The 12,160-nt window shown below is 71.5% G+C and carries 12 protein-coding genes and 1 pseudogene; 5 read left to right on the forward strand and 8 right to left on the reverse strand.

Annotated elements, in window-relative coordinates; genetic code table 11:
- Nucleotides 1-87 precede the first annotated feature (87 nt).
- Nucleotides 88-879, forward strand: a complete 792-nt coding sequence (locus CG723_RS33680) for a VOC family protein (RefSeq protein ID WP_100597298.1) — start codon at nt 88-90, stop codon at nt 877-879.
- A 12-nt stretch (nt 880-891) separates the two neighbouring features.
- Here the strand turns inward: CG723_RS33680 and CG723_RS33685 are convergent, their stop codons facing one another.
- Nucleotides 892-1,524 (reverse strand): peptide deformylase, encoded by a 633-nt coding sequence (locus CG723_RS33685; RefSeq protein WP_100597299.1) that lies wholly within the window; start codon nt 1,522-1,524, stop codon nt 892-894.
- A 194-nt stretch (nt 1,525-1,718) separates the two neighbouring features.
- On the opposite strand from CG723_RS33685, the gene CG723_RS33690 reads away from it, so the two are divergent.
- Nucleotides 1,719-2,438 carry a GNAT family N-acetyltransferase gene (locus tag CG723_RS33690; RefSeq protein WP_100597300.1) on the forward strand — a complete coding sequence of 240 codons (720 nt, stop codon included), beginning with the start codon at nt 1,719-1,721 and terminating at the stop codon, nt 2,436-2,438.
- A 22-nt stretch (nt 2,439-2,460) separates the two neighbouring features.
- On the opposite strand, the gene CG723_RS33695 is transcribed toward CG723_RS33690, so the two are convergent.
- Nucleotides 2,461-2,925, reverse strand: a complete 465-nt coding sequence (locus CG723_RS33695; RefSeq protein ID WP_100597301.1) for a MarR family winged helix-turn-helix transcriptional regulator — start codon at nt 2,923-2,925, stop codon at nt 2,461-2,463.
- A gap of 68 nt (nt 2,926-2,993) precedes the next feature.
- Here CG723_RS33695 and CG723_RS33700 point away from each other — a divergent pair, with 68 nt between their 5' ends.
- The 3 genes from CG723_RS33700 (at nt 2,994) to CG723_RS33710 (ending at nt 6,023) form a co-directional block, all read left to right on the forward strand.
- Nucleotides 2,994-3,260, forward strand: coding sequence for a hypothetical protein (locus CG723_RS33700; RefSeq protein WP_100597302.1), 267 nt, complete (start codon nt 2,994-2,996; stop codon nt 3,258-3,260).
- Nucleotides 3,261-3,400: 140 nt separating this feature from the next.
- Entirely contained in the window at nt 3,401-5,422 is a 2,022-nt protein-coding gene (locus tag CG723_RS33705; protein WP_100597303.1) for an NADPH-dependent 2,4-dienoyl-CoA reductase, read from the forward strand.
- 61 nt (nt 5,423-5,483) lie between these two features.
- Nucleotides 5,484-6,023 carry a PadR family transcriptional regulator gene (locus CG723_RS33710; RefSeq protein WP_100597304.1) on the forward strand — a complete coding sequence of 180 codons (540 nt, stop codon included), beginning with the start codon at nt 5,484-5,486 and terminating at the stop codon, nt 6,021-6,023.
- A gap of 10 nt (nt 6,024-6,033) precedes the next feature.
- Here the strand turns inward: CG723_RS33710 and CG723_RS48760 are convergent, their stop codons facing one another.
- The 6 genes and pseudogenes from CG723_RS48760 to CG723_RS48135 form a co-directional block, all read right to left on the reverse strand.
- Nucleotides 6,034-7,137 (reverse strand): Gfo/Idh/MocA family protein, encoded by a 1,104-nt coding sequence (locus CG723_RS48760; protein WP_267893752.1) that lies wholly within the window; start codon nt 7,135-7,137, stop codon nt 6,034-6,036.
- A gap of 200 nt (nt 7,138-7,337) precedes the next feature.
- Nucleotides 7,338-8,324: a fibronectin type III domain-containing protein gene (locus tag CG723_RS33720; protein ID WP_234374659.1), complete on the reverse strand. Its 987-nt coding sequence runs from the start codon at nt 8,322-8,324 to the stop codon at nt 7,338-7,340.
- A gap of 242 nt (nt 8,325-8,566) precedes the next feature.
- Nucleotides 8,567-9,010, reverse strand: a complete 444-nt coding sequence (gene dhaM / locus CG723_RS33725) for a dihydroxyacetone kinase phosphoryl donor subunit DhaM (RefSeq protein WP_100597307.1) — start codon at nt 9,008-9,010, stop codon at nt 8,567-8,569.
- Nucleotides 9,003-9,605 (reverse strand): dihydroxyacetone kinase subunit DhaL, encoded by a 603-nt coding sequence (gene dhaL / locus CG723_RS33730; RefSeq protein WP_100597308.1) that lies wholly within the window; start codon nt 9,603-9,605, stop codon nt 9,003-9,005. Before dhaL ends, dhaM begins: the two co-directional genes overlap by 8 nt.
- Before the next feature lie 44 nt (nt 9,606-9,649).
- Entirely contained in the window at nt 9,650-10,642 is a 993-nt protein-coding gene (dhaK, locus tag CG723_RS33735) for a dihydroxyacetone kinase subunit DhaK (protein WP_100597309.1), read from the reverse strand.
- Between the two features lie 412 nt (nt 10,643-11,054).
- Nucleotides 11,055-11,925 (reverse strand): annotated as a pseudogene (locus tag CG723_RS48135) (integrase core domain-containing protein); the annotation flags it as partial.
- Nucleotides 11,926-12,160: the final 235 nt, after the last annotated feature.

A 12,160-nucleotide genomic window follows, 5' to 3' on the forward strand; every position in this document is an offset into this window, starting at 1 on the left:
TGAATCGGGGGAACCGGGACGAAACGCACCGGCGTCGCCCGGAACATCTCACCCCCGGTACCACCACTCGGAAGAAGGGTTCGCGCCATGGCCGCACGACCGGAGGGCGCGCCCGTCTGGGCCGACGCCATGTTCCCCGACCTGGAGGCCGCCAAGCGCTTCTACGGCGAGCTCCTCGGCTGGACGTTCGAGGAGGGGCAGGAGGAGTACGGCAATTACACCCAGGCGAAGTCGGACGGCAAGCGGGTCGGCGCGCTCTCGCCGCAGATGCCGGGCATGGAGGGCACCCCGCCGGCCTGGAACCTGTACCTGGCCACGCCCGACGTCAACGCCACGGCGGCCCGCGTCAAGGAGGCCGGCGGCACCCTGGTGATGGAGCCCATGGAGGTCGGCGACTTCGGCACGATGGTCACCGTCCAGGACCCGGCCGGCGTCTTCTTCAGCCTCTGGCAGCCGGGCACGCACGACGGGTTCGAGAAGGTGGGAGAGCCCGGTTCGTACGCCTGGGCCGAGGTGACGACACGTGACACCGAGAAGACGGACGGGTTCTTCGAGGCAGCGTTCCCGTACGAGGTCCGGAAGATGGCCGACGAGGACGTCGACTTCAACATCTGGCAGCTCGACGGACAGCCGCAGCTCGGCCGCTTCAAGATGACCGAGGACTTCCCGCCGCAGGTCCCGTCGTACGTCAACGTCTACTTCGCGGTCGACGACTGCGACGCGGCGGTCGCCACGGTGACCAGGCTCGGCGGAAAGCTCCACTACGGCCCGATGGACACCCCGTTCGGCCGCTTCGCGGCGGTGACGGACCCGCAGGGCGCCGCTTTCTCGGTGATCGACCTGAGCACGACCGAGGGCGAGATGCCCGACCTCACCTGAGGCGGGAGTCCGTCAGGGAATCGAGAAGCCGAGCGCGCCCGCGGCCAGTTCCGCGGTGGGCTGTGTCCAGCGCTCGGCCATCGCGTTCCGGGTGGACAGCGAGCGCAGCTCCGCCCGGTCGAGATAGAGCGTGCCGTGCAGATGGTCCGTCTCGTGCTGCACGATCCGGGCGGGCCACCCCGTGAACTCCTCGTCCACGGCGTGGCCCCGCTCGTCGAGCCCCCGCAGCCGCACGCGCTGATGCCGGGAGACCACGGCCTGGAGGCCGGGCACGCTCAGACAGCCCTCGAAGAACGCGGCGCGGTGGGCCCCCACGGGTTTGTACGACGGGTTGATCAGGACGCGGAACGGCTGCGGCACCCGGCCGCGCGCCTCCCGCACCTCGTCGGGGACCTCGGCCGCGTCCTCGATGACGGCGATCCGCAGCGGGACGCCGATCTGCGGTGCGGCGAGCCCGACGCCGGGGGCGGCGTGCATCGACGCGCGCATCGCGGCGATCAGACGCTCCAGGAGCGCGGGCGCGAGCTGACCGTCGTAGGTCTGCGCGGGGGACCGCAGCACGGGGTCGCCCGCCTCCACGACCGGCAACGGGTGCTCGCCCGCGAGCAGTTCCTCGACGTGGTCACTCAGGGGTACGGGGGACATCGCGCCAGCATGCCAAGAAGGATCACGCGTCGGCAACGTCCACCGCGCCACGCGCATCGTTGCGGCCTCGTGAACATTCCCCCGGCGAGGGAATGAGACCGCGGTGACACGGGCTTTTATCAGAGAGCGGCCATGGTCGGCACGGCCGCGCCACCAGTCCGAACGTCCACCGCCGTCTCCTGGGAGCCCGCCGTATGTCCGTCCCGGCCGCCGCCACCGCCCACCCGCTCGACAATCCCGCGCACGCCTCCCTCACCGGCCCGCACGCGCACTTCGCCGAGTGGCGGGGCCGGATCGTGCGGTACCCCCTCGACGTAACGCCGTGGCTCGCGCTGCCGGACGAGCCCGGCCCCGGGGACTGGGCGGATCTCGCGGCGCTCGCCGGGCCGGGCGAGACGGTCCCGCTACTGGGGATGCGCGCGGCGCCGCCCGAGGGCTGGGAACTCACGATGAGCATGGACGGCGTGCAGCTCGTCGACGACGGCGTGGCCGTGGCGCCGGACGCGGAGGCCGTGCTCCTCGGCGCGGCCGACGTGCCCGAGATGCTGGACCTCGTGGCACGCACTCGGCCGGGCCCGTTCCTGCCCCGCACCGTCGAGCTCGGCACGTATCTCGGGATCCGCAGGCAGGGCGCGCTCGTGGCGATGGCGGGGGAGCGCCTGCACCCGCCGGGCTGGACGGAGATCAGCGCCGTCTGCACCGACCCGGACCACCGCGGCCAGGGGCTCGCGGCCCGCCTCGTCCTGGCCGTCGCGGCGGGGATCAAGGACCGCGGCGAGACCCCGTTCCTGCACACGGCCGCGGGCAACACGAACGCCATCAGGCTCTACGAGTCCCTGGGCTTCCGGCTGCGGCGCACCACGAAGTTCATGACGGCCCGGGTCCCGGAGTTCGACCACGCCGCCGCCCGCTGACGCGCACGGTCCTCGGGGTGGCTCAGGCGTCTTCCCGGACCTGCGCGTTGTAGCGCAGGAGATAGTCCGCGAAGCGGACGAGATCCTCCTCGGGCCAGTCCGCCACCCGCTCCTGGAACGCCTGGCGGCGGCTGACGGTGACCTGGGCGAGGATGTCGGCGCCCGCCTCGGTCGGATGGAGCACCTGGACGCGGTGGTCGTCCGGGTCCACCCGGCGCATCACGAGCCCGGCCCGCTCCAGCGCGGACACCTGCCGGCTCACCGTCGACTTGTCGAGGGCGTAGTGCGTGGCGAGGTCCGTCGCCCGGCAGCCGCCCTTCTCGTCCAGGTGGCTGAGCAGGGTGTACGACACGAGGGACAGCTCGGGGTGCATCCGTCCGGCCATCGCTCTGGCGCGCCGCGCGAAGGACGTCATCTCGCGCTGAATGGTCTCGACTGCCGTCTCGCGGTCTGTCACGTGCTGTCCTCTCCCCGCTGCTCGTTGCATTCTACAACCGAGAGGTGGGGTCCGCCGCGGGCAGGCGAGTTCCCCTGCCCGGAGCTAGCCTCCTGAGCATGAGCGACCCCAGTGATGTGCCCGCCCGCTACACAGTCCTGGTCAAGCCCCAACTCGCCGACAAGGACGGACACCCCGAGCACGGCAACCCCCTGCGCGTGGTGTCCGTCGAGGCCACGGGGTCGTCCGGGGAGTCCGGCTATCCGCGCTTCGAGGGCGAAGGGGTGCAGGTGGAGATCGACCCGCTCACCCGCTCCGTCGAGGCCGTGACGGTGGACGGCGAGGAGCTGCCGTACGGGTGGGTGGCGGAGATCGCCGCGGACTGACCGGCCGCCCGGCCGGGCTTTGGCGGCGGGGTGCGGCGGCGCCGCGTCGACGTGGCGCAGCTCTCTTATGCAACTTGTTGCAAAAGCGAGCTGCCGTCGTCTACAACTGTGACGACGTTCGCCGCGCACGGAGGGCCACCATGAGCCGATACCCGCACCTGCTCACCCCGCTCGACCTCGGATTCACCACGCTGCCCAACCGGGTCCTGATGGGCTCCATGCACGTGGGGCTCGAGGAGGCGGAGAACGGCTTCGCGCGCATGGCGGAGTTCTACGCCACCCGCGCCCGCGGCGGCGTCGGCCTCATGGTCACCGGCGGCATCGCCCCCAACGAGGCCGGACGCCCCTGGGCCGGCGGTGCGAAGCTGACCACCGAGGCGGAGGCCGACGAGCACCGTCAGGTCACCGACGCGGTGCACGCGGCGGGTGGGAAGATCGCGATGCAGATCCTCCACTTCGGCCGCTACGCCTACCACGAGGACCTCGTCGCCCCCAGCCCGCTCCAGGCGCCGATCAGCCCCTTCCCGCCGCACGAGCTCACCGACGCCGAGGTCGAGCAGACCGTCGAGGACTTCGCGCGCGCCGCCGAACTCGCGCAGCGGGCGGGCTACGACGGCGTGGAGATCATGGGCTCCGAGGGCTACCTCATCAACGAGTTCATCGTCGCCGCCACGAACCAGCGCGCCGACCGCTGGGGCGGCTCGTACGAGAATCGCATCCGCTTCCCCGTCGAGATCGTCCGCCGTGTCCGCGAGCGCGTCGGCACGGACTTCATCCTCATCTACCGGCTCTCGATGATCGACCTCGTACCCGGCGGCTCCACCCTCGAAGAGGTCGTGCAGCTCGCCAAGGAGATCGAGGCGGCCGGCGCCACCATCATCAACACCGGCATCGGCTGGCACGAGGCCCGCATCCCGACCATCGCCACCTCGGTGCCGCGCGGCGCGTACACCTTCGTCACCAAGAAGGTCATGGGCGAGGTCTCCATCCCGCTCGTCACCACGAACCGCATCAACACCCCTGAGATCGCCGAGGAGTTGCTCGCCGACGGCTGCGCCGACATGGTGTCCCTGGCGCGGCCCCTGCTCGCCGACCCGGACTTCGTGGCGAAGGCCCAGGCCGAGCGCTCCGAGACCATCAACACCTGCATCGGCTGCAACCAGGCATGCCTGGACCACACATTCAGCGGCAAGATCACCTCCTGCCTCGTCAACCCGCGTGCCTGCCACGAGACCGAGCTGGTCCTCGCACCGACCCGCCTGCGCAAGCGCGTCGCCGTCGTCGGCGCGGGACCCGCGGGCCTCGCCTGCGCCGTCTCCGCCGCCGAACGCGGCCACGCCGTCACCCTCTTCGACGCCGCGTCCGAGGTCGGCGGTCAGCTCAACATCGCCCGCAAGGTACCCGGCAAGGAGGAGTTCGACGAGACCCTGCGCTACTACCGCGCGCAGCTCGAACTGCACGGCGTGGACGTCCGGTTGAACACCCCCGTCACCGCAGCCGACCTCGCCCCGGACGCGTACGACGACGTGGTCGTCGCCACCGGCGTCACCCCGCGCACCCCCGAGATCGAGGGAATCGACCACCCCAGCGTCGTCGGTTACCTCGACGTCCTGCGTGACGGCGCGCCCGTCGGGGAGCGCGTCGCGATCGTCGGCGCGGGCGGCATCGGCTTCGACGTCGCCGAGTACCTCACCGACAGCGGCGACAAGGCGAGCCAGGACCCGGCGACGTACTTCCGGCAGTGGGGCGTCGACATGGACTACCAGGGCCGCGGCGGCCTCGCGCAGCCCGACAGGCCCGCCCCGCCGCGCGCCGTCCACCTCCTCCAGCGCAAGACCTCGAAGGTGGGCGCCGGACTCGGCAAGACCACCGGCTGGATCCACCGCACCGAACTGCGCCACCGCGGCGTCACCATGGTCGCGGGCGCCACGTACGACCGCATCGACGACGCGGGCCTGCACGTCACCGTCGACGGCAGCTCCACGGTCATCCCCGTCGACACCGTCGTCCTGTGCACCGGCCAGGACCCGCGCCGCGGCCTGTACGACGACCTGCTCGCCGCCGGCCGCGAGGCGCACCTGATCGGCGGCGCCGACGTGGCCGCCGAGCTGGACGCCAAGCGCGCCATCCGCCAGGGCACCGAGCTGGCCGCGGCGCTGTGAGACCGGCGGTCACGTGGCCGGGCCCGCCGGCCGCGTGACCGCCTCCGCATAAGGTGCAGCCATGTCACTCCCGCACGCGATCCTCACGGCCCTCCTGGAGAAGCCGTCGTCCGGCCTCGAACTGACGCGCCGCTTCGACAAGTCGATCGGCTACTTCTGGTCGGCCACGCACCAGCAGATCTACCGTGAGCTGGGCCGCCTGGAACGCGAGGGGTACATCAGGGCCCTGCCGGCGCCGACGCCCGCGCGCGGCCAGAAGAAGGAGTACGAGGTACTGCCCGAGGGCCGCGCCGAACTGGCCCGCTGGACCGCCGCGAGCCAGGACCCGAAACCGCTGCGCGACCCGTTGCTCCTGCGCCTGCGCGCCGCCGCCGTCGTCGGCACGGACGGCATCGAGGCCGATCTGCGCCGCCATCTCGACCTGCACCGGCGGCAGTTGGCGGAGTACGAGGAGATCGAGAGGCGTGACTTCCCGCCCGGCCTCGACGCCGTCGAGGACCGGCTGCAGCACGTCGTGCTGCGTGCGGGAATCGACCTGGAGACGTTCTGGGCCGGCTGGCTCGAACAGACCCTGGAGGAGCTCGGACTCGACCCGTCCTAGGGCTTTTCGTCTAGACGAGCGTCGCCGCCTCCGGGTCCCAGTCGGCCGGTACGGGCGGCGGCGCGGTGGGACAGGTGGCGACGTGGGTGAACTCGGCGTGTTCGGCCGAGCGCGTGATCGCCGTCATCGTCTGCAGAACGTGCAGGGCCAGCGTCCCCGACGCACGTGGCGCACCGCCCCGGCGGATCGCGCGCGCCAGGTCGAGCACGCCGAGCCCCCGCCCGTCGGTGCGCCCCGCGACCGGCAGCTCGCGCCAGTCGTCCGCCCCGTTGGCCCGCACCTTGAGCGGCCCGCGGAAGGTGTTGGGGTCCGGCACCGCGAGGACACCCTCCGTGCCGGTGACCTCGAACTGGATGCGCGGCAGCGCCGAGTCGAAGCTGAACACCGACGTCGCCCGCACCCCCGACGCGAACTCGACGAGCGCCGACACATGCGTCGGCACCGCCACCGGGAACACCTGCCCCGCTTTGGGCCCCGACCCGACGACGCGCTCCTCGCGCGCGCGTGCCGCCGAGGCCGCCACCCGTGACACCCCGCCGAACAGCGCTACCAGCGAGGTCAGGTAGTAGGGCCCGAGGTCGAAGAGCGGGCCCGCGCCCGGCTGGTAGAAGAATGCCGGATCGGGGTGCCACCGCTCCGGCCCGAGGCCCTGCACCGCAGTCGTCGCCGCCACCGGTTCACCGATGTGCCCGGCCCCGACCGCCCGCAGCGCCGACTGGAGCCCCGCGCCGAGGAACGTGTCCGGCGCGTTCCCCACGAGCAGCCCCCGCTCCGTCGCCTCGGCGAGCACCTTCTCCGCCTCGCCGGGGGCCAGGGCGATCGGCTTCTCGCCGTACACGTGCTTACCGGCCCGCAGTGCCCGTGTCGCGACCTGCGCGTGGGCGGCCGGCACGGTGAGGTTCACGACGAGCTCGACCTCGGGAACGGCGAGCACCGTCGCCACATCGCCGGCGACCGGTACGCCGTGCTCGCGCCCGGCGGCCGTGGCGCGGTCCGCGTCGAGGTCGGCGACGCCCACCACGCGCAGATCGGGAAAGGCGGACAGCGTCCGCAGATACTGCTTGCTGATGACGCCCGCTCCGACGACGGCGACACCGACCGGGCCCGAACTCACACTGCCCCCAAGACGGATGCGTGGATGGTGCGGCCGCTCCCGCGCGGCTGCGGAGACGGTAGGACGCTTCGAGGGGAGCGGACAAGGGTGCGTCCCGGGCCTGGACACAGAGATGCCACGGAGCCAGATCCGGTGGTGTGCCCCACGCCTGCGCGGGAACCGGGCGCTGCCGCCGACTCCCGCGGCCATGAGAACCCTGCTCAGGAGCCGGTGATGACGCTCCGTTCGGTGGAGTAGGCGCCCCACGTCCCGTCGGGCAGCTGGGCGCGGATCCGCACCCGGTGCCGGACGCCGGCCTCCTTGCCCACGTAGAAACTGTTCCGCGCCGTGCCCTTGGGCGGGGCGTCGCCCCAGACGAGCGTGGTCGCCTGGCGGCCGTCGAGATAGATGCGGTACGCGGGTACGGTGCCGCCCGTGCGCGGCGGCGTCCACGACAGGTCGATGTAGTACGCCCCGTCGGCCCGGCGGGACCCGGCGCGGAAGTCGGTGGGTGCGCTGCCGGGACCCTCGTCGGAGCCCTTCGCGGTGGTGAGCCTCAGGGCCGGGCCCGCGGGTGAGGTGTTGTCGGCGGCGTCGCGCGCCTTCACGGTGAACGCGTAGGCGGTGCCCGGCCGCAGCCCGGTGATCAGCGCCCGGGTCTCGCCCCCACCGACGCTGTGGATCTTTGAGGCGCCCTGGTAGATGTCGTACGAGACGACGCCCTTGTCGTCCTTCGACGCACCCCACGACAGCGACGCCGCGCGGCCGCCGTCCGCCCGGCCGCGCAGCGCTCCCGGCCGGGTCGGGGCCGACCGGTCCTCGGCCACGGCGGCCGGGGTGGTGACGGGCACCTTCGCGCTGAGCGGCCCGAGCGTGCCATCGGTGTCCTCGGCCCGGACGGAGAAGGTGTACGCGGATTGCGGGCGCAGCCCGACGACGTCCACCATGTGCTGTTCGCCCGGCACCTCCTTCACCTTGGTGGCGCCCCGGTACACCGTGTAGCCCTTGATGTCGGCGTCGCCCTCGGGGCGGCTCCACATGACGTGCACGGAGGTGGCGCTGCCCGCCTGCGCCGTGACGCCGGCGGGGGCCGTGAGTGCGGGACCCTGCCGGGTGTCGTCGCCGAGCAGGCCGCACGAGGTGGCGAACAGGAGCGCGGCGGCGCAGGCCGCGTACGCCAGAGGGGTGCGTCCGGGAGTGCGTCGCACGGCGGGCCTTCCGTTCGGAAGCATTGGTACAGACCTGTATGCCATGAGGGACGGGGTCTCATCAAGAGGTGGCGCGTCGCCCGCGCCGTGCACGTCCGGACCCAGAGCGGTGGACTGCATGGTCTGGACGAGCTACAGGCGAAGAAGGTCGTCGCCGCCAACTCGGCGAGGAACCGGGCGAGTTGGATGACAGCAGGAACGCGGCGGGTCGGGGCGACGGACCAGCCGCCGCCCCGGATCGCTCACACCTTCCGGTACGTGTACGCCTCGACGGCCGCCGCCTCGACCGCGTCCAGATCCGCCCCCGCCGACGCCGTGACCACCGCGGCCACGGCCCCCTCGACGAAGGGAGCGTCCACCAGGCGTGCCCCGTCCGGGAGTTCATCGCCCTCGGCCAGCAGTGCCTTCACGGTGAGCACCGCGCTGCCCAGATCGGTGAGCACCGCGACGCCCGCACCACGGTCGACTGACCGCGCGGCCCCGGAGATCAGCTCGGCGCTGGTGCCGAGCCCGCCGTCCTCGGTGCCGCCCGCCGGTGCCACGGGGACGTCCGCGCCGCCGCCCGCGAGCCCCTTCGCAAGCTCCGCCACCGACTCGGCGACGGCGCGGCTGTGCGACACGAGCACGATCCCGACGGCCTTCTCCTGACCACTGCCCCCGCTGCCCACGCCCCCCGGCTCACTCATCGCGGGCCGCCTCGACCAGGGCCCCGATCAGCAGCGCCGACGACGTGGCGCCCGGGTCCTGATGCCCGATGCTGCGCTCGCCCAGATAGCTCGCCCGCCCCTTGCGCGCCTGCATCGGCGTCGTCGCGAGCGCGCCCTGCTCGGCGGCGGTGGCGGCCGCGTCGAAGGAGGTGTCGAGCGCGTCGACCGCGGGGACCAGCGCGTCGATCATGGTCTTGTCGCCCGGCGCCGCCCCGCCCAGCGTCATGACGGCGTCCACACCGGCCCGCAGCGCCGCCGTGAACTCCGCCTCACTCACCTCGGGGGTGTCCCCGAGCTCCTTGCCCGTACGGCGCAGGAGCGTCCCGTACAGCGGGCCCGACGCGCCGCCCACCGTCGAGATCAGCTGACGCCCGGCGAGGGTGAGCACATCGCCTGGGGTGGCCGGTGCCTCCTTCTCCAGGACCGCGCTCACGGCGACGAAGCCGCGCTGCAGATTGCTGCCGTGGTCGGCGTCGCCGATCGGCGAGTCGAGTTCGGTGAGCCGGGCCGCCTCCCGGTCGACGGCCGCGGTGGCCACGTTGAGCCAGCGTCGGAAGAAATCGGCGTCGAGCACGTCATCTCCTTGCGTGGTGGTGATGGTTCGGACGACAGGCTGCCTCACATGCCCCAGCGCAGGCCCGCCGTGCTCACGGGCGCGTCCCACAGGCGCAGCATTTCCTCGTCGACCTGGCACAGGGTGACGGAGGCACCGGCCATGTCGAGCGACGTGACGTAGTTCCCGACGAGCGTGCGCGCCACCGGCACACCGCGTTCGGTCAGCACGCGCTGGACCTCGGCGTTGAACCCGTACAGCTCGAGCAGCGGGGTCGCGCCCATGCCGTTGACGAGGACAAGTACCGGGTCGCTCGGCTGCAGGTCTTCGAGAACGGCGTCCACGGAGAAGTCGGCGATCTCGCCGGACGTCATCATGGCGCGCCGCGCGCGGCCCGGCTCACCGTGGATGCCGACACCCAACTCCAGCTCGCCGGACGGCAGATCGAAGGTCGGGCTGCCCTTCGCGGGCGTGGCGCACGCGCTCAGGGCCACGCCGAAGCTGCGCGCATTCGCGTTGACCTCGCGTGCGATCGCCTCCACGCGCTCCAGCGGCTGTCCCTCCTCGGCCGCCGCGCCCGCGATCTTCTCGACGAACAGGGTCGCGCCCGTGCCGCGCCGGCCCGCGGTGTACAGGCTGTCGGTGACGGCCACGTCGTCGTTGACGAGGACCTTGGCGACCTGGATCCCCTCGTCCTCGGCGAGTTCCGCGGCCATGTCGAAGTTCAGCACGTCACCCGTGTAGTTCTTCACCACGAAGAGCACCCCGGCGCCGCTGTCCACGGCAGCCGCGGCCCGCACCATCTGGTCGGGCACCGGCGACGTGAACACCTCGCCAGGACAGGCGGCCGACAGCATCCCGTGCCCCACGAACCCCCCGTGCAAGGGCTCGTGCCCCGACCCGCCACCGGAGACGATCGCGACCTTCCCCTCGACGGGAGCGTCCCGGCGCGCGATCACCCGGTTCTCGACATCGACGAGCAGCTCCGGATGGGCCGCGGCCATTCCCCGCAACGCGTCGGCGACCACGGTCTCGGCCACGTTGATGAGCATCTTCATGGGTACCTCCAAGTGAGCGTAGCATCTGGGCCTTTGGCCAGCATTTTCCCTGGTCAAAGCAGATTTGGAAGGATTTCGATCTTGGTGGTCCGTGGCGGCTGGAAGCGGGTTCTGGCGGGGCTGTTGCTGAACTATTGCTGACTTTACTGACGGAGTATCAGGTAGCGTGTAGTTGCGGACCGGTGCTCCCAACCGCTCACCCACGGCAGTATCGGCTCTCGCGGAGCCCTGGTCACGTGTGCGGCGTGGGTGGTTGGCAGAAGGTGTCGTCGTGGAGCATGGCGCAGAGGACGTCGGCTCGGCGCCGTGCGCGGCAGAGGATGGCCTGGCTGTGGTGTTTTCCCTGGGTGATCTTCAAGTCCAAGATCTAGGGGTTTGGTGTAGTCGCAGTTCAGAGGCATGGTGAGGCGCCTAGGACCTCTCGACGGAGGGTGCCGATGGCTCTCGCGCAGTGGGCGTTCGCCGTCGGTGCGCGGACCGGTGTCTTGATGATCTCTATGTCCTCGGTCTGGAACACCGCGTCGAAGGCGTCGGTGTACTTGCTGTCGCGGTCTCGTATGAGGATGCGCAGTGAATCCATACGCGCGCCGAGGTCGGTGGCGACGTTGCGGGCTTGCTGGGCGGCCCAGGCAGCTGGGGGGTGTGCGGTGACGCCGGCGACGTGCAGCGTGCGGGTGCCGTGTTCGAGGAAGACCAGGGCGTACAGGCGTTGCGGGCCGATGGTGTCGATGCTCAAGAAGTCGCGGGCGATGATGCCGCGGCCTGCGCGGACAGGAACTCGCGCCAGGTTGGGCCGGCCCGGCGCGGGGCCGGATCGATGCCGGCCGAGTGCAGGATTTCCCAGACTGTCGATGCGGCGATCGGATGTCCGAGCCGGGCGAGTTCACCCTGGATCGGGCGATGACCGCATCGGCTGTTCTCCTGGGCGAGGTGCAGCACGAGTTTTTTGACGGCGGTGTTCGTGGGCGGCCGTCCTCGTCCGTGGCGCTGCTGAGAGTAGTCCTAGCGACGGGCGACCAACTTGCGGTGCCATGCCGGCAGTGTGCCTTGCGTGACGGGGAAGACGTGCGTCCAGCGACGGCGGGGGGGGGCGAGGATGGGGCCGCGAGCCACAGCAGGTCCGCGGGTTCGTATCGTGCGGGTGCATGGAGCTGGCGTCGCAGCAACGCATTCTCGTGCCGCAGCACGAGCAGTTCTGCAGCCGTCGTCGTTTCCTGGCGCAACAGCACTGCGGGAACGGAGAGTAGACATCGGGTCACCTGGTGCGGGAGCGACACGATCACCCGGGCATGGTCGCAGACCTACGTGCAGAGGCACATGGCCGTTTTGACCGGCAGCGATGAATAGCCGAGCCTCACAGAGTCAACGGGGCGAGGTTCAAATCCTGTTGTCCCGGCTTGTGTTGTCGCAGGTCGGAGGCCGTTCTCTCGTGATCGAGAGGGCGGCCTTTCGTGTGGTCCGGGGTGTGGTGGTCGCAGTGTGGTCGCACGCCTTGGGTGCGGCTGGCTCACGGCGGTG

The sequence above is a fragment of the Streptomyces sp. CB01635 genome, from assembly GCF_002803065.1.
Lineage (GTDB): Bacteria > Actinomycetota > Actinomycetes > Streptomycetales > Streptomycetaceae > Streptomyces.

Excerpts from the sequence above, each read along its gene's own strand:
- CG723_RS33690 (WP_100597300.1), top strand. The coding sequence starts at position 1,719 with ATGTCCGTCCCGGCCGCCGCCACCGCCCACCCGCTCGACAATCCCGCG.
- CG723_RS33685 (WP_100597299.1), bottom strand. The coding sequence starts at position 1,524 with ATGTCCCCCGTACCCCTGAGTGACCACGTCGAGGAACTGCTCGCGGGC.
- CG723_RS33705 (WP_100597303.1), top strand. The coding sequence starts at position 3,401 with ATGAGCCGATACCCGCACCTGCTCACCCCGCTCGACCTCGGATTCACC.
- CG723_RS33710 (WP_100597304.1), top strand. The coding sequence starts at position 5,484 with ATGTCACTCCCGCACGCGATCCTCACGGCCCTCCTGGAGAAGCCGTCG.
- CG723_RS33700 (WP_100597302.1), top strand. The coding sequence starts at position 2,994 with ATGAGCGACCCCAGTGATGTGCCCGCCCGCTACACAGTCCTGGTCAAG.
- CG723_RS33680 (WP_100597298.1), top strand. The coding sequence starts at position 88 with ATGGCCGCACGACCGGAGGGCGCGCCCGTCTGGGCCGACGCCATGTTC.
- CG723_RS33695 (WP_100597301.1), bottom strand. The coding sequence starts at position 2,925 with ATGCAACGAGCAGCGGGGAGAGGACAGCACGTGACAGACCGCGAGACG.
- dhaM (WP_100597307.1), bottom strand. The coding sequence starts at position 9,010 with ATGAGTGAGCCGGGGGGCGTGGGCAGCGGGGGCAGTGGTCAGGAGAAG.
- dhaK (WP_100597309.1), bottom strand. The coding sequence starts at position 10,642 with ATGAAGATGCTCATCAACGTGGCCGAGACCGTGGTCGCCGACGCGTTG.